Genomic DNA, 22,837 nt, shown 5'->3' on the forward strand with positions numbered 1-22,837 from the left:
ACTATCTAGGCTGATGACGTGAACAAGAGCACGCTGTGGACCATCGTCGGAGTCGCCGTCGCGATCGTGATCGCCTGGGTGCTGGTGAACGTGCTCTTCTCGGTGCTGTGGTTCCTGGCCAAGCTCGTCGTCGTCGCGATCGTCGCGGCGATCGTCTTCTTCGTGCTGCGCGGGATGTTCTCGCGCAAGGAGTAGCCGGGGCCGGCGCAGGTCCGGCTAGACGCCGTACTCGGCGCGGACGACCTCGCGCAGCTGGTGGCTGCAGGCCGTCACGGTGGCTCGCCAGTCGGTGATCGCGTTGTCCTGCGCACGATCCGACACCGCTTTGAGCACTCGGATCGGCACGCCGAACTGCTCCGCGACCCACGCGTATGCGTAGGTCTCCATGTCGACCAGCCCCGCCCCGAGCGGGCGGATGACCGACACGGCCTCGGAGTCGTCCACGAAGTGGTCGCCCGTTGCGATGGTGACGCCCTCGCGGCCCAGCTCGACCCGCGGGGGGAGCGACACGTGCTGGCCGACGATGCCGTCGATGTCGGTCACGTCGTGCTGGATCGCCGCGTCGATGTCGTAGACGGCGGCCTCGAGCCGGGCGTCGATGGCGCCCGCGGTGCCGACGACGACGATCTCGTCGTACGCGCGGGCGTCGAGGGCTCGCGTGAGGGCGTATGCGGCCTGGAGCTTGCCCGGACCGGTCACGAGCCGGTCGAAGCCGGGGAGGTCGGCGGGGAACGCGACGAGTTCGGCCTCGAGGGCCGCGACGAGGAGCTTCACCCGTCCATTCTCCCCGCCCGCGCCTGGGCACCTGCCCCGAACCCGCCGCAGCGCCTTCTCGCACCGCCGCCGTCACCGCCGGCGCAGGGCCATCGGCCCCGTCACCTCGCCCCGGAGCTCACGCACCCAGCGCGTCCGCGTCGTGCGGAACTCGGCGCGCGTGGCGAAGCGGTACCCGTACGCGACGGCCCGCACCCAGACCGGTCGCCGTCCGTCGAACGGGTCGCGGTCGAGGAGGCGCAGTGTCGGGGCATCCGCTTCGAGCAGTCGCAGCAGGAACATCGAGAACCAGTCCTCGAGCGACCGCCCGAGCGGCAGGAACCACATCAGCCAGTCCAGCCGCAGATGGTACGGAGCGAACTGGCGCGGCACCCGCCGCACGTCGCCCGGCTTGCCCTTGAACGAGTACTCGTGCCAGGTCGCGGCATCCGGATCCTCGTCGAGCGTGCCCTCGACGACGTACTCGATGCGCTCCTTCGTGACGGTGCCGAACGCTCCGTACGCATTGGCGAGCTGCCAGCGGTTGAACGAGGCGTTCATGAGCTGTCGGTGCGCGAACAGGTTCCGCAGCGGCCACCAGCTGATCGCGGCGTAGAGCAACGCGACCGCACACGTGACCAGCAGCCAGGGAAGCGGCATCCCGTCGATCACCCACGGCGGATCCTGGGGTGGCGGGGCGACCGGCGAGCCGATGCCGGGCAGGCCGACGGCCGAGAATGCGAGCACGACGGTCGCCCAGTTCAGCCACGCGAAATTGCCCGTCACGATGAGCCACAGCTGGGTCGCGATGACGATCGTCGCGGCGACAGCGCCGACGACGGCGGGCCACTGCCCAGGCACCCACAGCCCCAGCAGCGGCGCGAACAGGAACCACGGCACGATCAGCTGCGCGAAGTGGTTGCCCAGGACCTCGCCCCGGTGGAACCACCGCGGCAGCAGGTGCGCCTGGCGGCTGAGCGGACCGGGCATGGGCTGCGTCTCGTGGTGGAAGGTCAGCGCGGTCAGGTCGCGCCATTCGCGTCCGCCCCGGATCTTGACCATCCCGGCGCCGAACTCCAGCCGGAACACGAGCCACCAGAACAGGACGATCACGACGGTGGGCGGGGGCTCGGCGCCCGACCCGAGGAACGCCGCCAGGAACCCGGCCTCGAGCAGCAGCATCTCCCAGCCGAACCCGTAGAACGTCTGCCCGATGCTGACGACCGACATGTAGCCGAGCCACAGGGCGAGGAAGCACGCCATCGGCGCCCACGGCGTGAAGAGCTGAGGGATGCCGCACACCAGCGCCGCCCCGACGACGATCCCCGCCCAGCACAGCGCCGCGAGCCGCCGGTCGGTGTACGTCGCCCAGCGGAACACGGTCGGGCGGAGCATTCTCCGCCCGCGCTCGGACGAGCGCGCCCACGCGAGCAGCTCGGGGGCCGGGAGCAGGCCGTGCTCGCCGAGCAGGGGCCGGAACTGATTCAGCGTCGAGACGAACGCGAGGACGTACAGCGCCGCGATGCCCCGCTCGAGAACCTCCCGGGCGAAGCCGAAGTCGACCGCTGCGAAGCCGTCCACGGCGTCACGTCCGGAAGAGCTCTCCGGGCTCGACGCGGAGCCCCTGCATGTCGTGCAGCGCCTGGCGGGCGGCGTACCACCCGGGCATCCCGGTGACGCCGGGCCCGGGAGGAGACGCCGCCGACGCCAGGTAGACGCCGCGCATGGGCGTGCGCCACGGCGTCGGCGACACGGTCGGCCGGCGGATCGCCTGCGCGAACGTGAACGCGCCGCCCAGGATGTCGCCGCCGATGTCGGCGGGGTTGTACGCGAAGCGCTGGGCGGCGGTCATCGAGGCCGTGGCCAGGATGCGGTCGCGGAAGCCCGGGGCGAATCGCTCGACCTGCCGCGTGATGAGCTCGGTCGCGTCGAGCGTCGAGTCGGCGGGCACGTGGATGTACGTCCACAGCACGTGCTTGCCCGCGGGCGCCCGGCTCGGGTCGAACACGGTCGGCTGCACCGTGAGCACGTACGGACGGTCGGTGACTGTGCCGCGTGCCACCGCGTTCTCGCTCGCCTCGACCTCTGCCCGCGTGCCCCCGAGGTGCACGGTCGGTGCGAGCGCGACATCGGGGTTCGCCCACGGCACGGGGCCGTCGAGGGCGAAGTCCACCTTCGCTGCGGCCGCACCGTAGCGGTACCGCCGGATGGCCCGGGCGTACCGTGCGGGGATCTCGGGGTGGGTGAGTGCGAGACGCGGCGACGTGTCGAGCAGCAGCACGTCGCCGCCCGCCGGGTCTCCCCAGTCCAGGCCGTCGAGCGTCGACACGAGCGTGCCCGTCTCGACCTCGCCGCCGTGCGCGCGAAGGTCGTCGGCGAGCGCGTCGGCGATCCGCTGCGCGCCGCCGCGCGGGAACGCCCAGCCGTCGCCGGCGTGGCCGTGGGCCGCCAGGAACAGCCCCGACGCCGACGCGCCGACGCTGGGCAGGCGCGAGTTCGAGTGGGCGAAGACGCCCGCGAGCAGCGCGTTCGCCTCTTCGGTCGCGAAGGTGCCGCGTCCGAGCGACGAGCCGAGCTGCAGGGCGCGCAGTCCGTAGCGGACGGTGGTGACCGGATGCCGCGGCCAGCGCAGCAGCTGCGACCCGGTGAAATCGACGACGGCATCGAGGTGGGAGCTGAGTGGCCGGAGCGCCGCCAGCCACATGCGGCCGTCGCGGCCGAGACCCGCCGCGGTGCGCTCGATGTCGCGCCACGCGATCGCGGCCCGTCCGCCGTCGAGCGGCTGCGCGTAGGACGCTTCGGGGCGGATCCAGTCGATGCGCTCTCCGAGGCCGAAAGCCCGGAAGAACGGCGACGACAGGGCGGCCGGGTGCACCGCCGAGCACACGTCGTGCACGAAGCCCGGTCGCGTGAGCTCAGCGCTTCGCACGCCTCCGCCGACGGTGTCCGACGACTCCAGCACCCGCACCGCGTAACCCGCGCGGGCGAGCGCGACGGCGGCCGACAGCCCGTTCGGCCCGCTTCCGACGACGGTCGCGCGTGGTGCCATGGCCCCATCCTCGCACCCGCTCGCGTGCGTCGGTGGCCCGGTTGCCGGCAGCCGGCTGGAGCGGTAGACAGCGGCGCGGCGCGCCCGCGCGGCGCACTTCCTCGCCGACCGCGCCCGCGGCAGGATGAAGGTGCGGATCCGCCGCGGGAAGAGGTGCGACATGCAATCGGTGCTGCTCGATACTCCGGCGGGGATCACCGCCCGGCTCGGCTGGGATCCGAAGATCCCCGAGCACGACCGCAAGCGGGCGCTCGCGCGCGAGATCGTCTCGGCGCAGCTCGGCGTCGATCCGAAGGCGGTGCGCGTCGAGCGCGAGGCTCCCGGCACGTTCGGCTTCCACACCCAGCTGGTCGCCGAGGTGGAGGGCCGGGAGGTGCCCCTGCGCATCCGCAACGCCAACTTCCGCGCGGCGACGGTGGTCGCGGTCGCCGACCCCGCGATTCCGCTCGGACTCGACCTGCGCGACGCCCACCCCGACGAGCCGACCCTCCACCAGATGAAGCGCCACTCCCACCTGCTGGAGGAGGACGACCTCGGCAAGCTGCTCGCGCACTGGACCCGCGTGCAGGCCGTGCGCGACGCCGATGGCCGCGGCGCCCGCGTCGCCGCCGACCACGTGCGCCTGGACAGCCCCCAGACGAAGGGCTGGATCCCCGATCGCCGCGTCTACTACCAGCTCGCCGATCTGTCGCGCGACAGCTGGATCATCACGCTCGCGTACGGCGCGGCACCGGCCTGAGGGCCCGGACAGCGGAGCGGATGCCTCGGCCGAGGCATCCGCTCATTCTTCGACGAGTTCGGGCAGAGCCGCCTTGAGCTCGGCGATCCACGCGTTCGCGTTGCCGTCGGACGGCGCGCGCCAGTCGCCCCGCGGTGACAGCGAGCCCGCCGGCGACACCTTGGGCCCGTTCGGGATCGCGGAGCGCTTGAACTGCGCGAACGCGAAGTAGCGGCGCAGGAACACCTGCAGCCACTTCGCGACCGTGGGCAGGTCGTAGGCGTAGCGGTCCTCGTCGGGGAAGCCCGGGGGCCACGCGCCTGCCTGCGGGTCGCCCCACGCGGCCGCGGCGAGGTACGCGATCTTCGAGGGACGGAATCCGAACCGCAGCACGTGGTAGAGCGCGAAGTCGTGCAGCGCGTACGGGCCGATGCGGTCCTCGGTGGACTGCATCCGGCCGTCCTGCGTCATCGGCACGAGCTCGGGCGAGATCTCGGTGTCGAGCACCGACTGGAGCACGGCCGCCTCGGCGTCGTCGACGCCCTCGCGGTGCGAGATCACCCAGCGGATCACGTGCTGGATGAGCGTCTTGGGCACCCCGGCGTTGACGGCGTAATGGCTCATGTGGTCGCCGACGCCGTACGTCGCCCAGCCGAGCGCCAGCTCCGACAGGTCGGAGGTTCCGATGACCATGCCGCCGTGCTGGTTGGCCAGCCGGAACAGGAAGTCGGTGCGGATGCCGGCCTGCACGTTCTCGAACGTCACGTCGTAGACGGGCTCGCCGCCGGCGAAGGCATGGCCGATGCCGTGCAGGATCTCGGTGGCGGCGGGACGGATGTCGATGGTCTCGATCGTCGCGCCGACGGACTCGGCCAGCGCGATCGCGTTCGACTTGGTGTGCTCGCTCGTCGCGAACCCGGGCATCGTGTACGCGAGGATGTCGCCGCGCGGGCGGCCCATGCGGTCCATGGCCCGCGCGACCACGAGCAGCGCGTGCGTCGAGTCGAGGCCGCCGCTCACGCCGATCACGGGCTTCGGGCCCCCGATGGCCTGCATGCGCTGCACGAGACCGGAGACCTGGATGTTGAAGGCCTCGTAGCAGTCCTGCGCGAGGCGGGCCGGATCGTCAGGAACGAACGGGAAGCGGTCGAGGGTGCGCCGCAGCCCCACGTCGGCGGCGGGCGGATCGAGCTCGAAGTGCACCGTGCGGAACTGCGGGTCGTACGTGCGGCGGTTGTCGTCGAACGTGCCCTGGCGCAGCCTGTCCTGGCGCAGCCGGTCCAGGTCGACGTCGGCGACCGACCGGCGCGGGCCGTCGGGGAACCGCTCGGTCTCGGCGAGGAGGTTGCCGCCCTCGTAGATCATGGTCTGCCCGTCCCACGACAGATCGTTCGTGGACTCGCCCATGCCCGCCGCGGCATATGCGTAGGCGGCCAGGCAGCGCAGCGACTGCGACTGGCACAGATCCTTGCGGTCCTCGGCGCGCGCGATCGTGATGGGGCTGCCGCTCAGGTTGAGCAGCACCGTGGCCCCGGCGAGGGCGGCGGCCGCCGACGGCGGGATGGGGACCCAGACGTCCTCGCACACCTCGGCGTGCACGACGAGGCCCGGGATGTCGAGCGCCTCGAACAGCAGGTCCGGACCGAACGGCGCCTCGAGCGCGCCGACGCGGATGTCCTCGCCGATCTGATCGTCGCCCGGCGCGTACCAGCGGCGCTCGTAGAACTCGCGGTACGTGGGCAGGTAGCTCTTGGGCGCGACGCCGAGCAGCTCGCCGCGGTGGATGACCACGGCGCAGTTGTAGAGCCGGTTGCGGTGGCGCAGCGGCGCGCCGACCACGAGCAGCGGGAGCAGATCGGCGGATGCCTCGACCAGTCGCTCGATCGCCGCCTCGACGGCATCGAGCACGGCGTCCTGCATCACCAGGTCCTCGATGGAGTAGCCGGTGAGGCAGAGCTCGGGGAACACCGCCACCGCGACGGCGTCGGCGTCGCACTCGCGCGCGGTGTCGAGGACGGCGTCGGCGTTGGCCGCCGGATCGGCGATCGTGAGCGGGATCGTGCAGGCCGCGATCCGCGCGAACCCGTGCCGGTAGGCGCTCTCGAAGGGGAGGCTCATAGGCCCAGTCTGTCAGGGCGGGCCCGCCGCCGGGGGGATCGGCCGTGGCCGGAGGTGTCGGATGCCGCGGCTAGTGTCGGGGGGACGAAAGGCGGGCATGCGATACATCGAAGACGAGGGCCGGATCGTCTGGAGTGCGAGCGACCTCAAGGCCGCGGCAGAGTGCGAGTTCGCGTGGCTGCGCGCCATCGACGCGCGACTGGGCCGGGTCGCGGCGGTCGAGGAGCCCGAGGATCTCACGCTTCAGCGCGCGGGCCGGCTCGGCACCGCGCACGAGCGTCGCGTCCTCGACGACTACGTGCGCCGGTACGGCGACCGCGTCGTCGAGATCCCCGAGACGCGCTCGTCCGATGCCGCCGCGCTCGCCGCTGCCGTGGCGCTGACCGATGCCGCGCTCGCGTCCGATGCTGCCGTGGTCTACCAGGCCGCCTTCGCCACGAGCGACTTCGTGGGCTTCGCCGACTTCCTGGTGCGCGACGCCGACGGCCGGTGGATCGTGCAGGACACGAAGCTCGCCCGGCACGCCCGTGTGACCGCGCTCATGCAGCTCGCCGCGTACGTCGACCAGCTCGACCGTCTCGCGGTGGCACGCGCCGGCACCGTCGAGCTCCTGCTCGGCGACGGCAGCGTCAGCGAGCACGAGGTCGACGACCTCCTGCCGGTCTTCCGGCTGCGGCGCGACCGCCTCGCAGCCCTCATCGCCGACCGCCGGCTCGAGCTCGGTCCGGCGGGCGAGGCGATCGCGTGGGGCGACCCGCGCGGCGACCTCGACGTCGTCGCGTGCGGGCGCTGCGCGACGTGCGACGCCGAGGTCGTGGCATCCCGCGATCTGCTGCTCGTCGCGGGCATGCGGCCGGTGCAGCGTCAGCGGCTGCGCGCCGCGGGGGTGCGCACGATCGAGGCGCTCGCCCACGCGCCGGCCGCCCCGGCGGGGATGAACCCCGACACGTTCGCCATGCTGCGCACCCAGGCGCGCCTGCAGCTGGAGAGTCCCGCCGGCACGCCGCCGCTGGTCGGCGCCGCGCAGGGCCATGCGGGACCGCCGCCGCTCCCCACGTTCGAAGTGGTCGCGCCGACGGCGCTCGGCGCGCTGCCGCGTCCCGACCACGGCGACCTGTTCTTCGACTTCGAGGGCGACCCGCTGCACACCGAGCCCGGCACGCCGGGTCGCGAAGGCGAGCCGACGCAGTGGGGCATCGACTACCTCTTCGGCTGGGTCGACGACCGCGAGCAGTACACCGCGCTGTGGGCCCACTCGTTCGCCGAAGAGAAGCGCGCCCTCGAGACCTTCCTCGACATCGTCGCCCTGCGCCGGCAGCAGCATCCCGGCATGCACATCTACCACTACGCGCCTTACGAGCCGTCGCACCTGCTCGCGATGGCCGCCCGCCACGGCGTGCGCGAGACCGACGTCGACCGCCTGCTGCGCGACGGCGTGTTCGTCGACCTTTACCCGATCGTGCGCCGGGCGCTCCGCGTCGGCTCGCGGTCGTACTCGATCAAGAAGCTCGAACCGCTGTACATGGGTGACGAGGTGCGCACGAGCGATGTGCAGAAGGGCGACGACTCGATCGTGCGGTACGTCGAGTCGCGCGCCTTCGCCGCCGACGGCGATGCGACGGCCGCGCAGCTCATCCTCGACGACCTCGCCGACTACAACCGCTACGACTGCGTCTCCACCCGGCGCCTGCGCGACTGGCTCGTCGACCGGGCGCGCGACGCGCAGCTGCGCCCCTCGCCCAATCCCGAGCCCGACGAGCGCGCCTATGAGCCGTCGCCGCGTGCGACCGCGCTCGAGGCGCTGGCCGCTCAGCATCCCGCCGACTCGGCCGACGCCCAGTCGCTGCGGCTCGGCGCCGCCGCCATCGACTACTACCCGCGCGAGTCCAAGACGTTCTGGGCCACGCACTTCCTGCGGCTGCGCGAACCCGTCTCGCTGTGGGAGGAGACCCGCGACGTCGCCGTGATCGACCCTGCGCGCTCGCGCGTCGTCGAGGACTGGCACTTCGCCGAGAGCGGTCGCGGCGGCGAGCGGCGCACCGTCGAGGTGCGCGGCGAACTGGCTCCGGGCACACGGCTGAGCGAAGGCACGAGCCCGTTCGCGCTCTACGAGCTCCCGGCTCCCTACCCCTTCGAGGGGTCGCCGCGCTGGATCCACTCCTATCGCTCGGTCACGGTGCTCGAGGTGCTCGACGACGGCGCGCTCATCGAAGAGACCGCGGTCGACGGCGTCACATGGTCGCGCCTGCCCATCGCCCTGACGCCGATGGCGCCGCCCTCGGCGGGCAACCAGCAGTCGGCGATCGATGCGTGGGCCGACGCGGTCCTCGACGCGGCGCCCGCGTTGCCCGCCGGCCCCGCGACCGACATCCTGTGCCGCCGCCCGCCCCGAACGCTGACCGGCGGGCTGCCGGCGTCGGCCGGCGACGACGTCGACGCCATCGTCCGTGCGGTCGTCGATCTCGACCGCAGCTACCTCGCCGTGCAGGGCCCTCCCGGAACCGGCAAGACGTACGTCGGCTCGCACGTGATCGCACGCCTCGTCAAGGAGCGCGGCTACAAAGTCGGCGTCGTGGCGCAGGCGCACGCCGTCGTCGAGAACATGCTCGAGCGCATCGTCGCCGCGGGCGTCGCGAAAGAGCTCGTCGGTAAGGCGCCCAAGACCGAACGCGAGGAGTACTGCTTCACGCCGCTGCGCAAGAACGGCGTCGCCGAGTTCACCGCCGAGCGCGCCGAGTCCGGCTTCGTCGTGGGCGGCACGGCGTGGGACTTCAGCCACGAGGGGCGCATCGCCCGCGGAAGCCTCGACCTGCTGGTCATCGACGAGGCGGGCCAGTTCTCGCTCGCCTCGACGATCGCCGTCTCGCTGGCCTCGCCCCGTCTGCTGCTGCTCGGCGACCCCCAGCAGCTGCCGCAGGTCAGCCAGGGCACCCATCCCGAGCCGGTCGACACGTCGGCCCTGGGCTGGGTGATGGACGGCGCCGACGTGATCCCGCCGGAGTACGGCTACTTCCTCGCGCGCACGTGGCGCATGCACCCCGCCGTCGCCGCGCCGGTCTCGCGGCTGTCGTACCGCGGGGAGCTCGCTGCGCATCCGTCGACCGCGCTGCGCGCCATCGAGGGCGTCGAACCGGGGCTTCACCCTGTCGCCCTCCGCCACCGCGGCAACGCGACGCAGTCGCGTGAGGAGGCGGCCGCCGTGGCCGAGATCGCCCAGCGGCTGATCGGGCGCGCGTGGTCCGACATCCGGGTCGACGACGAAGGCGTGAGCACCCCGGTCGCCGCGCGTCCGCTCGAGCAGCGCGACATCATCGTCGTGACGCCGTACAACGCGCAGCAGATCGCCGTCGAAGAAGCGCTCGCCGCCGTGGGCTTCGGCGACATCCCGGTGGGAACGGTCGACCGCTTCCAGGGGCAGGAGGCCGCCGTCGCGATCGTGTCGCTGGCCGCGTCGTCCGGGCGCGACGCGCCGCGTGGCCTGGAGTTCCTCCTCCTGCGCAACCGGCTCAACGTCGCCATCTCGCGGGCGAAGCACACGGCCTACCTCGTCCACTCACCGGCGCTGCTCGACGATCTGCCCTACACGCCCGAAGGCGTCGCCCGCCTGAGCGGGTTCGCCCGGCTGGTCGGCCGCGACTGAACCCCGCGTAGACTCGCGCTCACCGCGACCCAGGAGGCATGCATGGCCGATGAGGCACCCCGGCAGTTCGAGATCGATCTGCCGCCCGAGCACATCGGCGGCGCATACGCCGACTTCGCCAATGTCTGGCACACCCCGACGGTCTTCGTCATGGACTTCCTCACGCTGGCCCAGCCGCCGCGCGATCAGGTCGACCCCGAGACGGGCGAGCACCACACGATCGTCCCCGCCCGCGTGGTCAGCCGCATCCGCATCCCTCCCGAGCAGGTGTTCGAACTCGCCAAGGCGCTCACCCAGCAGCTGGAGTTCTGGGAGCAGGAGACCGGTCGCCGCAACCCGCAGGACCCGCTCCTCGACACGTGACCATTAGACGGCTCTCGGGGGCATGTCAACCCCCGTACGACCGTCAGTTCGGCCGCGTAACCTGTCGGTGCGTCGCATAGGCGCGGGTGCGGCATTCGTTCGGCGAGGGGCGGATGCCGCACCTTTTCTCTGCCGTATCACGCCCGCGCTCCCACCCTCTTCCACGGGGAAGGGGGTGCGACATGACCACGATCGCCCAGGATTCCCGGTCCGTCGGTGGGGTGACCGCGACTGAGGCCGCAGCCGCTCCGCGCCGGCGCGGGGTCGTGTTCTGGATCACCCGCTACCTGCCGGCCGAGATCGTCGGCACCGCCGCCATGGTCATCGCCGGTCTCGGCGTCACGGTCTGGACGGACAACCCCGCGATCATCGCCCTCGCTGCCCTTCTCGGCGAGATCGTCGGCTTCTACGCCGTGCTCGCGGCGACGATCTTCATCGAGCAGTCCGGCATCGCCCGCACGCGCCGGGCGGCGGCCGCGCGCACGATGATGCTGCTCGTCGCCGAGTTCGGCGTCGCGGAGCTGCTCGACACCCTCCTCATCCGTCCCGCCCTCCTCGCGGCGGGAGTGTGGCTGTTCCCGGACCCGCTGTGGGGGCTCCTGGCCGGCAAGATCCTCGCCGACGTCATCTTCTACGCGATCGCCGCCGGCGCCTTCACGATCACCGCCCGGACGGGGCTGCGGGACGGAAGCCGCGACCAGGAGCGTGCGACATGACCGAGGCGCTCACCCGCACGGACCACCGGCGTACGCGCGAGCTGATCGAGCGGCGCCGGGCCGAGGCATCCGCTCTCCTGTCGACCGACGCGGCCCGCGCCGCGCTCGCGCTGCACGGCACGCCGCTGCTCCTGCTCGATCCCGAGAAGGTCAGGCGGCAGTACCGCCGCCTCACCGACGCGCTGCCGTTCGTGCGGTTCCACTACGCGGTCAAGGCGCTCGCGCACGACGCGGTGATCGCGGCGCTCGATGACGCGGGATGCGGCTTCGACGTCGCGACGGGCGACGAGCTGGGCGTGCTGGTGCGGCGCGGCGTCGACCCCGCGCGCGTGATCCACACCCATCCGGTGAAGAAGCCGGCCGAGATCGCCGCCGCGCTCGACGCGGGCGTGCGCACGTTCGTGATCGACAACGAGGTGGAGCTGGAGAAGTTCGCCGGGGCGCCGTCCGACGTCCGCCTGCTCGTGCGCCTGGCCTACCGCAGTCCGCACGCGAAGAGCGACCTCTCCAGCAAGTTCGGCGTCGGAGCCTTCGAGGCCGCCGCGCTGGTGGCCACGGCCCTCGGCCGGGGCATAAGGGTCGCGGGGTTCAGCTTCCACGTCGGCAGCCAGCTCGACGACCCCGCGCGGTTCGCCACTGCGGTCGCCGAGACGCTGTCGCTCATGGACGAGCTCGAGTACCGGTTCGCGACGCGCTTCGAGGTGCTCGACATCGGCGGCGGCTTCCCCGCCGCGTACGAGACGCCGACCGCCTCGATCGACGACATCGCGGCCCTGCTGCGCCCCCTGCTCGCGCCCCGCGTCGGGAGCCTCGACATCATCGCCGAGCCCGGTCGCGTCCTGGTGGCCGACGCGATGACCCTGGTGACGAGCGTCGTCGGCATCGCCGAACGCGGCGACGGGCGCTGGTACTACCTCGACGACGGCGTGTACGGCTCGTACTCGAACGTGGTCGCCGAGGACGTCCATCCCCTCGTCCTCGCCGAGAAGGAGCTCCGCTCCGGCCCGTCGGATGCGGCGACCCACCGGTGGGCGACGCTCGGAGGTCCGACGTGCGACTCGTCCGACGTGGTCGCGCGCGAGGTGCTGCTTCCCGACCTGGCGGTCGGCGACCTCGTCGTGAGCCCGACCATGGGCGCCTACACCGCGGTGACCGCCACCCGGTTCAACGGGCGGGCGCTCACGCCCATCGCGGTCATGGCGCGCGGACTCACGACCGGCGAGGTGACGGCGGTCGGGGCATCCGATCCTCGCGCCGTCAGCATCGTCTGACGGTCAGACCGTGCCGTAGAGGCGGTCGCCGGCGTCGCCGAGACCGGGCACGATGTAGCCCTTCTCGTTGAGCCGCTCGTCCATGGCGCCGAGCACCAGCGTGACGTCGCGTCCCGCGACCTGCCTGTCGATCGCCTCGACGCCCTCGGGGGCGCCGAGGAGGCAGATCGCGGTGACGTCCTGGGCGCCGCGGGCGAAGAGGAACTCGATCGCCGCCCCGAGCGACCCGCCGGTGGCGAGCATCGGGTCGAGCACGAAGCACTGGCGGTCGCTCAGGTCGTCGGGCAGGCGTTCGGCATAGGTCGACGGCTCGAGCGTCTCTTCGTTGCGCACCATGCCGAGGAAGCCCACCTCTGCGGTCGGGATGAGCTTGACCATGCCCTCGAGCATGCCGAGGCCTGCCCGCAGGATCGGCACGACGAGGGGGCGCGGCTCGCTGATCTTGACGCCCGTCGTGGTGGTGACGGGGGTCTGGATCTCGATCGGCGAGACCCGGACGCTGCGGGTCGCCTCGTAGGCGAGGAGGGTCACGAGCTCTTCGGTGAGCTGACGGAAGACCGGCGAGGGTGTGCGCTGGTCGCGCAGCACCGTGAGCTTGTGGGTGATGAGGGGGTGGTCGGCGACGTGCAGGCGCATACGCCCAGGGTAGTGCGTGCGCGGCGCGCGGCCCGAGTGGAGTTCCCGTGCGACGCGGCGCTCTACGCTCGTGCTGTGACGTTCGACCCCGCCGACCTCGCCGCGATGGAGCGGGCGCTCGCGCTCGCCGCCGAAGCGGGGCAGCACGGCGACGTCCCCGTGGGGGCGGTCGTGACGGATGCCGCGGGCCGGCCGATCGGCGAGGGCCGCAACCTGCGCGAGGCGACCCACGACCCCACGGCTCACGCAGAGGTCGTCGCGCTGCGCGGGGCCGCGGCGTTGCTCGGGTCGTGGAACCTGGAAGGGTGCACCCTCGTGGTCACGCTCGAGCCGTGCGTGATGTGCGCCGGCGCGGTGCTGCAGTCGAGGGTGTCGCGGCTCGTGTTCGGCGCGTGGGACGAGAAGGCCGGCGCGGCGGGGTCGGTCTACGACGTCGTGCGCGACCGACGGCTTCCCTACCGCGCGGAGGTCGTGGCCGGGGTGCGCGAGGACGAGGCATCCGCTCTCCTTCGTGGCTTCTTCGACGCGAGGCGCTGACCTGTCAGGGGAGCTTCTCGGCGAGGAATCCGGCGATGGCGTCCCACAGCACCTCGTGCTGCGGATCGAAGTCGTGATTGACTCCCGCCACGGGGACGAACCGGACGTCCTTCCCCGTCTCGGTCCACGCGTCGACGAGCTGCTCCGACCACTCGAACGGCACGATCTCGTCCTCGGTGCCGTGGAGCACCAGCAGGGGAGCGGTCGCCCGGTCGATGAACGACGCCGATGAGACGTCGTTCCAGAACTCCGGCGACTCCTCCTCCGAACCGTACGTGGCCACGACGGTATCGAAGTACGGCGTGCCGGCGGCGTAGCGCTCGATGTTCTCCCAGGCCCACGCGCTCGCGGGGGCTGCGGCGACGAACGCGGCGGCGATCTCGGGGGCGACGACGGCCGCGTTGAGCGCCATCGTGCCGCCCAGGGAGTGACCCACGACGGCGATCCGCTCGGGATCGATCATCGGATCGGCCGCCGCGGCCCGGGCCGCGTTGATCGCGTCCAGCGTGCCGCCGACGTCGATGTCGAGCTCGTGATCGGGATCGTCGTCCGAGTCGCCGTAGTTGCGCAGGTCGGGCATCACCACGACGTAGCCGCGGTCGACCATCTCGTCCGCCCACGGGTCGTAGTAGCTCAGCCCGCTGTAGTCCTCCGTGTCGGCGCCGCCGTGGATGAAGACGATCGCCGGGCTTCCCACCGCGCCGGAGACGGGACGACGGATCACTCCGGTGACCACGAAGCCGCCGCTCTCGTAGGACACGATCTCAGCATGATCGCCGTCGAAGTCGGTCGTCTCCTGCACCACCTCGAACGTCGGATGCTCCGCCTCGGCGTCGATGAGCGTCCTGAGCGTCGCGACGCGCGAACCGGGCAGCTCCACGTCGATCGGCGACGGGTTCGGCGTAGCGCCGGTGCAGCCGCCGAGAGTCAGCGTGAAGAGCGTGATCGCCCCGGCTCCCCAGCGCCGGGCGTGGATTCCGTCGGGCATGGTGCCACCCCCGCAATCGATGAGCGCAGGATACTCCCGCGCCCGGTCTCGCGACAGATGCCTCGGGTGCGGAGGATCCGGGGGTTCGCACGACGGGCGTCGGGGGGCTCGCCCCCTGGGTCCGAACCCGGGGCCGGGCCTACCGTGACAGGCGTGACCCGCCTCATCGAACCCGTCCGCACCGCCCCGGTGCCCGCGCGCCCCGGCCGCGCGGGGCGCGCCGCGGGTCGCATCGGCTGGACCTTCGTCCTGCTCACGGCGCTCGCCGTCGTCGCCTACTCGGCGGTCCCGTACTTCACCGCGTCCCTGCACGACCTCGCGGGCGACGAGGTCGGCCTCGCACCCGCCTACGCCGAGGCGTCGCCGTTCGTGCAGGGCGCGCTGTACGTCCACATCGTCGGGGGTGCGATCGCGCTCGTTCTCGGGGCGCTGCAATTCTGGCGCGGGCTGCGCGAGCGCGCACCGCGTGTGCATCGCTGGATCGGGCGTGTGTACCTCGGCGGTGTCGCCGTCGGCGGCGTGGGCGGCCTCATCATCGCCCCCTCGAGCCCCGCCGGGTACGTCGGGCTCTTCGGGTTCGGCGCGCTGGCCGTGCTGTGGCTGGTCACCGCGTTCCGGGCCTATCGGGCGATCCGGCGCCGTGACGTCCCGAGCCATCAGGCATGGATGATCCGCAACTACGCGTTGACCTATGCGGGCGTCACGCTGCGCCTGTGGCTCCCGCTGCTGCTCCTCACGCCGCTGCTGCTCGGGCAGCCGTGGGAGTTCGACGCCGCGTTCGCGAACGCGTACGCCGCGGTGCCGTTCCTGTGCTGGCTGCCGAACCTGATCGCCGCGGAATGGCTGATCCGGCGGCGCGGACTGCCCTCGTACCGGCTCCCGCTGGCGCGGGCCTGAGTCACCGGGGCAAGTGCGGCAGCACCTCCTGGCCGATGTACTCGACCTGGCCGATATCCTGCAGGTCGAGCAGCTGCAGGTACACCCGCTGCGCCCCCAGCGCCACCAGCCGCTCGATCTTGGCGGCGATCTCGTCACGGGAGCCCACGATGTTCGTGTCGCCGCGCAGCTGGTCGACGGTGCGCCCGATACGCGCCGCGCGATGCTCGAGCTCGGAAGCGGATGCCGCGGCCAGCGTCGTCAGCGCGACCGAGAGCTTGAGCGTCGCAGGGTCGCGGCCGACGCGCTCGCAGGCGGCACGGACTCCCGCGAACCGCTCGGCGATCTCGGCCTCGGGCCGGAAGCCGATGTTGAACTCGGTGGCGAATCGCGCGGCCAGGTCGGGGGTCCGGCGAGGACCGGCGCCGCCGACGATGACAGGGACGCGCGACTGCACCGGCCGGGGCAGGGGAGGGGCATCCGTCAGCTCGTGGTGCTCGCCCGCGAACGAGTATGTCTGGCCCAGGGGCGTCTGCCACAGCCCCGTGATGAGTTCGAGCTGCTCCTCGAGCAGGTCGAAGCGCTTGGCGGGAAACGGGATGCCGTACGCCCGGTGCTCGCGCTCGAACCACCCGGTGCCGAGGCCGAGCTCGGCGCGCCCTCCGGACATCGCGTCCACCTGTGCGACCTGGATGGCGAGGATGCCGGGCTGCCGGTACGTCACCGACGAGACGAGCGTGCCCAGCCGGATGCGCGAGGTCTCTCGCGCCAGGCCCGCGAGCGTCGTCCAGGCGTCGGTCGGACCGGGCAGGGGATCGCCGTCGCCTATGCGCAGGTAGTGGTCGGACCGGAAGAAGCCGTCGAAACCGAGCCGCTCTCCCGCGCGGGCGAAGGCGAGCTGGTCGTCGTAGCTCGCACCCTGCTGCGGTTCGGTGAAGAGGCAGTACTCCATCGGTTCAGTCGGCGGAGCGGATGACGAAGTCCGACGTCGGGGGCGCGGGGTCGTCCCCGGGCCGGTAGATGTCGGGCTCGAGGTAGATCACCCGGGCGGTGGGCACGGCCTCGCGCACGCGCGTCTCGATGCGATCGATGTCGGTCGCCACCGCGGCGAGCGGCCGGTCCGACGCGAAGCCGAGCTTGGCCGCCACCAGCAGCTCATCGGGACCGAGGTAGAGGGTCTTGATGTGGATCAGCTTCTCGACCTCGGGGCCGTCCGAGATGGCACTGACGATGCGGTCGTGGTCGGCGGTCGTCGCGCCCTCGCCGACGAGCAGGCTCTTGGTCTCGATGCCGAGGGTGATGGCGATGATGATCAGCAGGGTGCCGATCATCAGGGTGCCCAGCGCGTCGAACAGGGGGTTGTGCGTGATCGCGGTCATGCCGACGCCGAACAGCGCGAAGACGAGGCCGATGAGCGCGCCGATGTCCTCGAGCAGCACGACCGGCAGCTCCGGCGCCTTCGAGTGCCGCACGAACGAGACCCAGGACTGGCCGCGGGCGCGGACGTGGTTGCTCTCCTTGATCGCCGTCCGCAGTGAGAACGACTCGAGCACGATGGCGATCACCAGCACCGCGATCGGGATCCAGTAGTTGGTCACCTCGTGCGGATGGATCAGCTTCTCGACGCCCTCGTAGATCGAGAACAGGCCGCCGACCGAGAACAGGATGATCGAGACGACGAACGCGTAGACGTAGCGCTCACGGCCGTAGCCGAAGGGGTGCTCGCGATCGGCGGAGCGCTTCGCCTTGCGCCCGCCGAGCAGCAGCAGGAGCTGGTTGCCGGAGTCGGCGACCGAGTGGATGGCCTCGGCGAGCATCGACGCCGAGCCCGAAATGAGCCAGGCGACGAACTTGGCCAGGGCGATGCCCATGTTGGCCAGGAACGCCGCGATGATCGCCTTGCCGCCGCCGGAAGCACTCATGCGAGCAGTCTACGGACGCGGCGGCCCGCCACCGGCGGGGGTTGCGCACGCCCCCGTCGCGGGTGTCGGGTGTCGGGTGGCGCTCAGTCGGCGGAGCGGATGATGATCGCCTCGGTCGGCGGCGCCGGGTGGATCGAGGGGCCGACGTAGCCGATGACGGTCAGGAGCGCATGACGGAACTCGGCCGGCCGCTCGAGGTGCGGGGTGTGGCCGACGCCTTCCAGCTTCAGTTCGGTCACCTCGCCGCCCGCGTCCGAGTACCGGGCGAGCACGTCGCGCATCTGGGTCACCATCGGCTGCGGGGGCGCGACCTCGTCTCCCGGCCAGCCGGGGACGATGCCGAGCTTCCCGAGGTTGTTGAACTCGTACAGCGAGGAGTCCGACACGATCGGGTCGAGCTCGCCGTGGATCCACAGCACGGGAGGCTTGTCGGCGAGGTCCACGACGCCCGACACGTCGAAGTGCTTCGGGGCCATCGTGTTGAGCACGCCGATCGTGCCCGGGGCGAAGCCCGGCCAGCTGTCGCTGTGGGTGCTGTCGCCCGGATAGTTCCCTGTCGCGGTAGACGTGGTGAGCATCGACTCGACCCACACGTCCTCGTTCTCGGTCGTGAACCCGGGCGCCACGTAACTCGAGCGGAACACGTTACGCGGGGACGTGGGGGCTTCGTCGGAGGTGTCGTGGTCGATCAGCCGCTGAATGAAGTCGGGGTTGCCGGCACCGCCGCCGCAGCCGGCATCGTCCTCGGTCAGCCGGGACCCGTCACGCCGGGTGGGACCGACGCCGTAGGGCGAGATCGGCGACTCGAGCGTGAGGCTCAGCGCGCCGTGGTCGAGCGCGTACTGCATGACGACGCCGCCGCCCATCGACCACCCGACCAGGTGCGCGCTCCGGATGCCGAGCGCCTCGAGCGCCCCGTGGACATCGTCGCTGAAGTCGCGCACACCGCGGGTGGCGTCGATCGGCGCGTGCTCGGTGCCGCCGTACCCCCGCAGGTCGATCGCGACGACGCGCAGATCGGTCGGCAGGTCCTGCATCAGCTCCTGCCAGAAGAGGGCCGACGAGACGTTGCCGTGGATGAGCACGACCGTGCGATCGGCGGGAGTGGCGTCACTGTCGCCCTCCCGCTCGAGGATGCTGACGTCCAGCCGCGGCGTCTCGATGACGCGTTGCGTGATGCCGTCGAAGAGGGTCATGGTCGGGTCCTCCGCTGTCGCGCACCGGGGACGCCTTCGCCCCCGCTGCCTCGACTATAGACCGCCTCCCGAGCGTCAGCCCCGGCCCCGCCCGACCCGCCGCGAGACCCTCAGCGCGACGAGCCCGCCGAGCAGCAGAGCGGCGGCCAGCATCAGGGCCGACGAGGGGTCGGCGCCGGTTGCCGAGAGCCCGTCGGGACCCGCGACGCTGGGCTGCCCCGGGGTGCCGGGAGCTCCTGGATCGTCGGGTGCGTCCACCGCGATCACGGTGATCGTGAAGCTCGCGCTCACCACCGCGAAGAGCACGACATCCTCCTCGGGAGCGGAGTCCTCCGCCGTGCACGTCACCGTGGTGGCGCCGACGGGGAAGTAGTCGCCCGTCGCGTGGTCGCACACGATCGTGTACGGCGGGACGCCACCGCTCGCCGTCGCGTCTTCGAACGCGACCGCGATCCCGGGCTCGCCGGGGAGCGCGTGGACGACGATGTCGTCGGGCACGTCGATCGCGAGCGGATCCACCGGGTCGGCCTCGATGAGGATGTCGACGAAGTCGGTGTGGGACAGCTCGCCGCCGGAGCCCGAGTTGCCCTGGTCGTCGATCTCGATCACGAGCCGCGCTGTGCCGACGAGACCCGCGCCGGGCGTGAACTCCAGCCCGGCCAGCGCCGCGTTGACCTCGGCCAGGGTGCCGACGAACACGTCGGTGGTGACGTCGGTGCCGTGCGGCCATGTGAAGGCGCCGTCGGCGGTGACGGGTCCGGCGATCGCGGCGACTTCGACCTCGAGCTCCATCAGCCCGGCGCCGACATCGGGATCCGTCGCCGACCCGGGAACCGCGACGGGCGTGTCGACAGTGGTGGCGAGGGTCGCGGGAAGCGTGAGGACCGGTGGGTCGTTCACGTCCGGGTCGTCGTCGCCCTCGGCGGCGATGGTGATGAGAGTGAAGCCGGTGTCGGAGAGCACGCCGCCCGTTCCCGTGTTGCCCTGGTCGTCGATCTCGACGACGACCCGGGCGATGCCGGTCTGCCCGGCCCCCGGCGTGAAGGACAGATCGGCCAGGGCGGCGTTCACCTGGGCGAGGGTGCCGACGAAGACGTCCGTGGTGATGTCCGCGCCGTGCGGCCAGGTGAACGTCCCGTCGGCCGTGACCGATCCGCCGATCGGGGAGACGTCGATCTCGAGTTCCATCAGCCCGGCCGCGACGTCGGGATCGGCGACGGAGGCGGTGATGCCGACCGACGTGCCGGGCTCCGTCTCGACCGCGGGGTCGATCGTCAGGACCGGCGGGTCGTTCACGGGCTGCGGCAGACCGATCGTCACCGTGTTGTCGGTGCTCGTCGACGCCGCGCTCGGGTTGCCGGCGAGATCCTGCGCTGCCCCGGCGAGGACGGTGGCGGTGAGGACCCCCTCGCTCGTGAACCCGCTCACGGCCACGGTGTAGGTGGCGGAGTCGACGGCCGTGATCGTCGCGGCGAGGGTGCCGCTGCCGCTGAACGCGAGCCCGAGGTCGGCGAGCGCGTCGAAGCCCGTGACGCCCTCGTCGAACGCGACCGCGAAGGCGATCGGGCCGAGGGTCGTGGCCGGGTCGGCCTGACCGGGTGCCTGATCGATGGTGACGGTCGGTTCGACGTCGTCCGGCGGCGCCACGACCGTCACGCTGTTGTCGGTGCTGGTCGAGGCGGCGTTCGGGTTGCCGGACAGATCGACGGCCGCCCCCGCCGGCACCGTCGCGGTCAGCACGCCCGGCCCGGTGAAGCCCGCGACCGCGACGGTGTAGGTCTGCGCGTCGAGCGGCGTGATCATCGCCGAGACGGTCCCGGCCCCGGTGAAGGCGAGGTCGACGTCGGCCGGGCCGGTGAAGCCCGTGACGGATTCGTCGAACGCGACCGTGAACACGATCGGGTCGAGCGTCATGACGGGGTCTGCCTGGCCGAGTGCCTGGTCGACGGTGACGGTCGGGTCGACGTCGTCGACCGGGATCAGGGTGATCGTGACCTCGTTGTCGGTGCTCGTCGACGAGGCGCTCGCATTGCCCGCGGCGTCCTCTGCCGCCCCCGCCACGACGTCCGCTGTCAGCACGCCCCCGCTCGTCATGCCGCTCACCGAGACGGTGTACGTATCGCCGTCGACGGGGACGATCGTCGCGACCGGTGTGCCGGTGCCCGAGAAGGCGAGCGCGACGTCGGCGTTCCCATCGAATCCGGTGACCGGCTCGTCGAACTGCACGGTGAACAGCACCGGTGCCAGCGTCGTCGCCGGGTCGATCTGGCCGGCGGCCTGCTCGAGCGTCGCCGTCGGCGCGGTGGTGTCGGGCTCGGGATCGTCGTCGTCGATGGTGACCGCGGCCGAGGCATCCGTCATCGTGATCTGGTAGCCGGGCGGATCGGCCGCCGGCCCCGTCGCTGTCAGCTGGTAGGTCTCGTCGGGCTGCTCGTACTCCGTGTCCTGGAGCGCATCGACGGGGATGTCCACCGTCGCCGCGTCCTCCGGCACGACGATCACCTGGTCGGTCTGCGCCGTGTAGTCGCTTCCGGCGACCGCGTCGGGCCCGTCGGCGGTCGAGACCGTGAGCTCGAACGCCGGATGCTCGGCGGGTGTGATCGTGGCGGTGACCGCGCCCGTCGACCCCTCGGGCACCGTCTCGTCGCCGAGCGCGACCTGGATCTCCTCGCCGTCGCCCACCTGCACCTGCACCAGCTCGACCCCGGGAACGTCGTTCGTGTCGACGTCGAAGCCGAAGAACGGCACCTCGACCCCCTCGGGCGGATCGCCCAGGTACTGCAGCGGAAGGCCGTTGTTGCCGATGTCGGTCACCAGGAAGCGCACGTCGCACAGGCTGTCGGCGAGCGGCGTCATCGCCACGGGGTCGCTCACTGCCGCGAAGGTGATCTCGTCGAGGTGGTAGTTCAGCCACTGCAGGTCGTCGACGACCCCCGCGAAGGCCGTGGCGTACTCGTTGGGGTTGCCGGTGGCGAAGGGGAGGGATTCGATGTCGTCCGGGACGATCGCGAGGAAGGCGTCGACGATCGTCTGGCGCCACGCGGGATCCGTGCCGGGGTCGAGATCGAGCGCATACTCGATGAGCTCCTCGAGGTCGTCGCGCAGCGCCATGCCGCTCGCGCCCTGGAAGTGGAAATACCCGCACGAGGACCACGCGATGACGATGAACTCCTCGCCGGGGCCGTCGACCGTCTCGTCGCCGTCGGGCTCGTCGTTGTCGTCGTCCGTGACCTCCCACGTGTCGGCGGGCGCGAGCACCACCTCGCCCCCCGGTGCGACGTCGTACACGGTCTGCGGCACGTCGGCCTCGGGGAAGTCGTTGAGGTCCTGCACGCGGATGTCGATGTCGTGCGTCACGGACCCCGAGCCCGAGCCGGGCACGATGTCGACGCTCAGCGTCTCGGGGTTGAAGCCCTCGTAGTAGTAGTCCTGATCGGGCGTGTAGCGCAGCAGGTCGAGCGCGGCGTTGACCTGGTCCGTCGTGCCGATGACCGCCGTTGCGAGAGCCGGGAGGTCGTCGTCGGAGTCCATGTCGCGCACCAGTGCGCCGCCGGGGAGCTCATAGACGACGTCGTCGTCGCTCCCGTCGTTCTCGGCGTCGTACTCGATGCGGGTCGGGTCGGTCGTGAAGTCGAGCAGACCGTGGCCGACATCCAGCTGGACGGCCGTGCAGCCGGTGAGGTCGTAGTCCTCGCCGAAGACGCAGTCCGGGTCCTCCGAGATCACCTCGATCTTGCGAAGGTCCTGCGAGATGAGGTCCTGCGAGTCGTCGAATTCGAGCACGCCGTCCGGCACGAGGGGGAAGGGGATGGGCGCGGGGAGCGGCCCGTCGGCGTTCGGCAGCATGTACAGCCGCGTGGGCGCGTCGACGAATTCGACGGCGGCGGATGCCGGCACCGCCGTGCCGAGCGCCGCGAGCACGCCGACCACCACGCCGACCGTCACCGCGCGCACACCGCGCTTCTCGTACCTCGTCGTACCGGTCATGGGCCCAACCCCCGGTGACTCGGGCGCGTCGCACCCCCACGGCGCGCCATTCGGGACACATCGTCCC

General features: G+C 71.7%; 18 protein-coding genes. 8 read left to right on the forward strand and 10 right to left on the reverse strand.

Translation table 11 applies throughout. The features are described from left to right. The first annotated feature begins 18 nt into the window (after positions 1 to 18). The gene (locus OB08_RS00365) at positions 19 to 195 is read left to right on the forward strand and encodes a hypothetical protein (RefSeq protein WP_461470944.1); all 177 of its coding nucleotides are present in this window, start codon (positions 19 to 21) and stop codon (positions 193 to 195) included. Between the two features lie 21 nt (positions 196 to 216). Here OB08_RS00365 and OB08_RS00370 read toward each other — a convergent pair whose 3' ends face one another. From OB08_RS00370 to OB08_RS00380, 3 genes are all read right to left on the reverse strand, one after another. Beyond that, entirely contained in the window at positions 217 to 774 is a 558-nt protein-coding gene (locus OB08_RS00370) for a phosphorylase family protein (protein ID WP_461470946.1), read from the reverse strand. A gap of 72 nt (positions 775 to 846) precedes the next feature. Then, the gene (locus tag OB08_RS00375; protein ID WP_461470948.1) at positions 847 to 2,334 is read right to left on the reverse strand and encodes a lipase maturation factor family protein; all 1,488 of its coding nucleotides are present in this window, start codon (positions 2,332 to 2,334) and stop codon (positions 847 to 849) included. 4 nt (positions 2,335 to 2,338) lie between these two features. Next, positions 2,339 to 3,802 (reverse strand): phytoene desaturase family protein, encoded by a 1,464-nt coding sequence (locus OB08_RS00380; RefSeq protein ID WP_461470950.1) that lies wholly within the window; start codon positions 3,800 to 3,802, stop codon positions 2,339 to 2,341. A gap of 160 nt (positions 3,803 to 3,962) precedes the next feature. Between OB08_RS00380 and OB08_RS00385 the strand changes: the two genes are divergently transcribed. Next, on the forward strand, positions 3,963 to 4,541 hold the full coding sequence (locus tag OB08_RS00385) for a hypothetical protein (RefSeq protein ID WP_461470952.1): 579 nt from the start codon (positions 3,963 to 3,965) through the stop codon (positions 4,539 to 4,541). Between the two features lie 42 nt (positions 4,542 to 4,583). On the opposite strand, the gene OB08_RS00390 is transcribed toward OB08_RS00385, so the two are convergent. Beyond that, positions 4,584 to 6,638 (reverse strand): NAD(+) synthase, encoded by a 2,055-nt coding sequence (locus OB08_RS00390; RefSeq protein WP_461470954.1) that lies wholly within the window; start codon positions 6,636 to 6,638, stop codon positions 4,584 to 4,586. Between the two features lie 97 nt (positions 6,639 to 6,735). Between OB08_RS00390 and OB08_RS00395 the strand changes: the two genes are divergently transcribed. From OB08_RS00395 to OB08_RS00410, 4 genes are all read left to right on the forward strand, one after another. Beyond that, positions 6,736 to 10,278 (forward strand): TM0106 family RecB-like putative nuclease, encoded by a 3,543-nt coding sequence (locus tag OB08_RS00395; RefSeq protein ID WP_461470956.1) that lies wholly within the window; start codon positions 6,736 to 6,738, stop codon positions 10,276 to 10,278. Positions 10,279 to 10,320: 42 nt separating this feature from the next. Next, positions 10,321 to 10,641 carry a DUF3467 domain-containing protein gene (locus OB08_RS00400; RefSeq protein WP_461470958.1) on the forward strand — a complete coding sequence of 107 codons (321 nt, stop codon included), beginning with the start codon at positions 10,321 to 10,323 and terminating at the stop codon, positions 10,639 to 10,641. A gap of 182 nt (positions 10,642 to 10,823) precedes the next feature. Continuing rightward, the gene (locus OB08_RS00405; protein WP_461470960.1) at positions 10,824 to 11,357 is read left to right on the forward strand and encodes a hypothetical protein; all 534 of its coding nucleotides are present in this window, start codon (positions 10,824 to 10,826) and stop codon (positions 11,355 to 11,357) included. Further along, entirely contained in the window at positions 11,354 to 12,628 is a 1,275-nt protein-coding gene (locus OB08_RS00410) for a type III PLP-dependent enzyme (RefSeq protein ID WP_461470962.1), read from the forward strand. Before OB08_RS00405 ends, OB08_RS00410 begins: the two co-directional genes overlap by 4 nt. Positions 12,629 to 12,631: 3 nt before the next feature. Here the strand turns inward: OB08_RS00410 and upp are convergent, their stop codons facing one another. Then, on the reverse strand, positions 12,632 to 13,264 hold the full coding sequence (upp, locus tag OB08_RS00415) for a uracil phosphoribosyltransferase (protein ID WP_461470964.1): 633 nt from the start codon (positions 13,262 to 13,264) through the stop codon (positions 12,632 to 12,634). A 105-nt stretch (positions 13,265 to 13,369) separates the two neighbouring features. Between upp and OB08_RS00420 the strand changes: the two genes are divergently transcribed. Then, positions 13,370 to 13,801, forward strand: a complete 432-nt coding sequence (locus tag OB08_RS00420; RefSeq protein ID WP_461471030.1) for a nucleoside deaminase — start codon at positions 13,370 to 13,372, stop codon at positions 13,799 to 13,801. 4 nt (positions 13,802 to 13,805) lie between these two features. Here the strand turns inward: OB08_RS00420 and OB08_RS00425 are convergent, their stop codons facing one another. Then, positions 13,806 to 14,789 carry an alpha/beta hydrolase family protein gene (locus tag OB08_RS00425; protein ID WP_461470966.1) on the reverse strand — a complete coding sequence of 328 codons (984 nt, stop codon included), beginning with the start codon at positions 14,787 to 14,789 and terminating at the stop codon, positions 13,806 to 13,808. A 153-nt stretch (positions 14,790 to 14,942) separates the two neighbouring features. Between OB08_RS00425 and OB08_RS00430 the strand changes: the two genes are divergently transcribed. Continuing rightward, a complete protein-coding gene (locus tag OB08_RS00430; RefSeq protein ID WP_461470968.1) occupies positions 14,943 to 15,686 on the forward strand; it encodes a DUF2306 domain-containing protein in 744 nt (247 codons plus the stop codon). A 1-nt stretch (position 15,687) separates the two neighbouring features. Here OB08_RS00430 and OB08_RS00435 read toward each other — a convergent pair whose 3' ends face one another. The 4 genes from OB08_RS00435 to OB08_RS00450 form a co-directional block, all read right to left on the reverse strand. Then, complete coding sequence (locus OB08_RS00435; protein ID WP_461470970.1) at positions 15,688 to 16,617, reverse strand: LLM class F420-dependent oxidoreductase; 930 nt, start codon at positions 16,615 to 16,617, stop codon at positions 15,688 to 15,690. A 4-nt stretch (positions 16,618 to 16,621) separates the two neighbouring features. Further along, the gene (locus OB08_RS00440) at positions 16,622 to 17,587 is read right to left on the reverse strand and encodes a cation diffusion facilitator family transporter (protein ID WP_461470972.1); all 966 of its coding nucleotides are present in this window, start codon (positions 17,585 to 17,587) and stop codon (positions 16,622 to 16,624) included. Between the two features lie 83 nt (positions 17,588 to 17,670). Further along, complete coding sequence (locus OB08_RS00445; RefSeq protein ID WP_461470974.1) at positions 17,671 to 18,783, reverse strand: alpha/beta hydrolase; 1,113 nt, start codon at positions 18,781 to 18,783, stop codon at positions 17,671 to 17,673. Between the two features lie 75 nt (positions 18,784 to 18,858). Then, complete coding sequence (locus OB08_RS00450) at positions 18,859 to 22,770, reverse strand: HYR domain-containing protein (RefSeq protein WP_461470976.1); 3,912 nt, start codon at positions 22,768 to 22,770, stop codon at positions 18,859 to 18,861. Between the last annotated feature and the right edge of the window lie 67 nt (positions 22,771 to 22,837).

The organism is Microbacterium sp. HJ5, from assembly GCF_054824025.1.

What these genes read in the sequence shown, in the direction of transcription:
- OB08_RS00380 (WP_461470950.1), bottom strand. Translation starts at nt 3,802, where the DNA reads ATGGCACCACGCGCGACCGTCGTCGGAAGCGGGCCGAACGGGCTGTCG.
- OB08_RS00385 (WP_461470952.1), top strand. Translation starts at nt 3,963, where the DNA reads ATGCAATCGGTGCTGCTCGATACTCCGGCGGGGATCACCGCCCGGCTC.
- OB08_RS00390 (WP_461470954.1), bottom strand. Translation starts at nt 6,638, where the DNA reads ATGAGCCTCCCCTTCGAGAGCGCCTACCGGCACGGGTTCGCGCGGATC.
- OB08_RS00395 (WP_461470956.1), top strand. Translation starts at nt 6,736, where the DNA reads ATGCGATACATCGAAGACGAGGGCCGGATCGTCTGGAGTGCGAGCGAC.
- OB08_RS00400 (WP_461470958.1), top strand. Translation starts at nt 10,321, where the DNA reads ATGGCCGATGAGGCACCCCGGCAGTTCGAGATCGATCTGCCGCCCGAG.
- OB08_RS00405 (WP_461470960.1), top strand. Translation starts at nt 10,824, where the DNA reads ATGACCACGATCGCCCAGGATTCCCGGTCCGTCGGTGGGGTGACCGCG.
- OB08_RS00410 (WP_461470962.1), top strand. Translation starts at nt 11,354, where the DNA reads ATGACCGAGGCGCTCACCCGCACGGACCACCGGCGTACGCGCGAGCTG.
- upp (WP_461470964.1), bottom strand. Translation starts at nt 13,264, where the DNA reads ATGCGCCTGCACGTCGCCGACCACCCCCTCATCACCCACAAGCTCACG.
- OB08_RS00420 (WP_461471030.1), top strand. Translation starts at nt 13,370, where the DNA reads ATGGAGCGGGCGCTCGCGCTCGCCGCCGAAGCGGGGCAGCACGGCGAC.
- OB08_RS00425 (WP_461470966.1), bottom strand. Translation starts at nt 14,789, where the DNA reads ATGCCCGACGGAATCCACGCCCGGCGCTGGGGAGCCGGGGCGATCACG.
- OB08_RS00435 (WP_461470970.1), bottom strand. Translation starts at nt 16,617, where the DNA reads ATGGAGTACTGCCTCTTCACCGAACCGCAGCAGGGTGCGAGCTACGAC.
- OB08_RS00440 (WP_461470972.1), bottom strand. Translation starts at nt 17,587, where the DNA reads ATGAGTGCTTCCGGCGGCGGCAAGGCGATCATCGCGGCGTTCCTGGCC.
- OB08_RS00445 (WP_461470974.1), bottom strand. Translation starts at nt 18,783, where the DNA reads ATGACCCTCTTCGACGGCATCACGCAACGCGTCATCGAGACGCCGCGG.
- OB08_RS00450 (WP_461470976.1), bottom strand. Translation starts at nt 22,770, where the DNA reads ATGACCGGTACGACGAGGTACGAGAAGCGCGGTGTGCGCGCGGTGACG.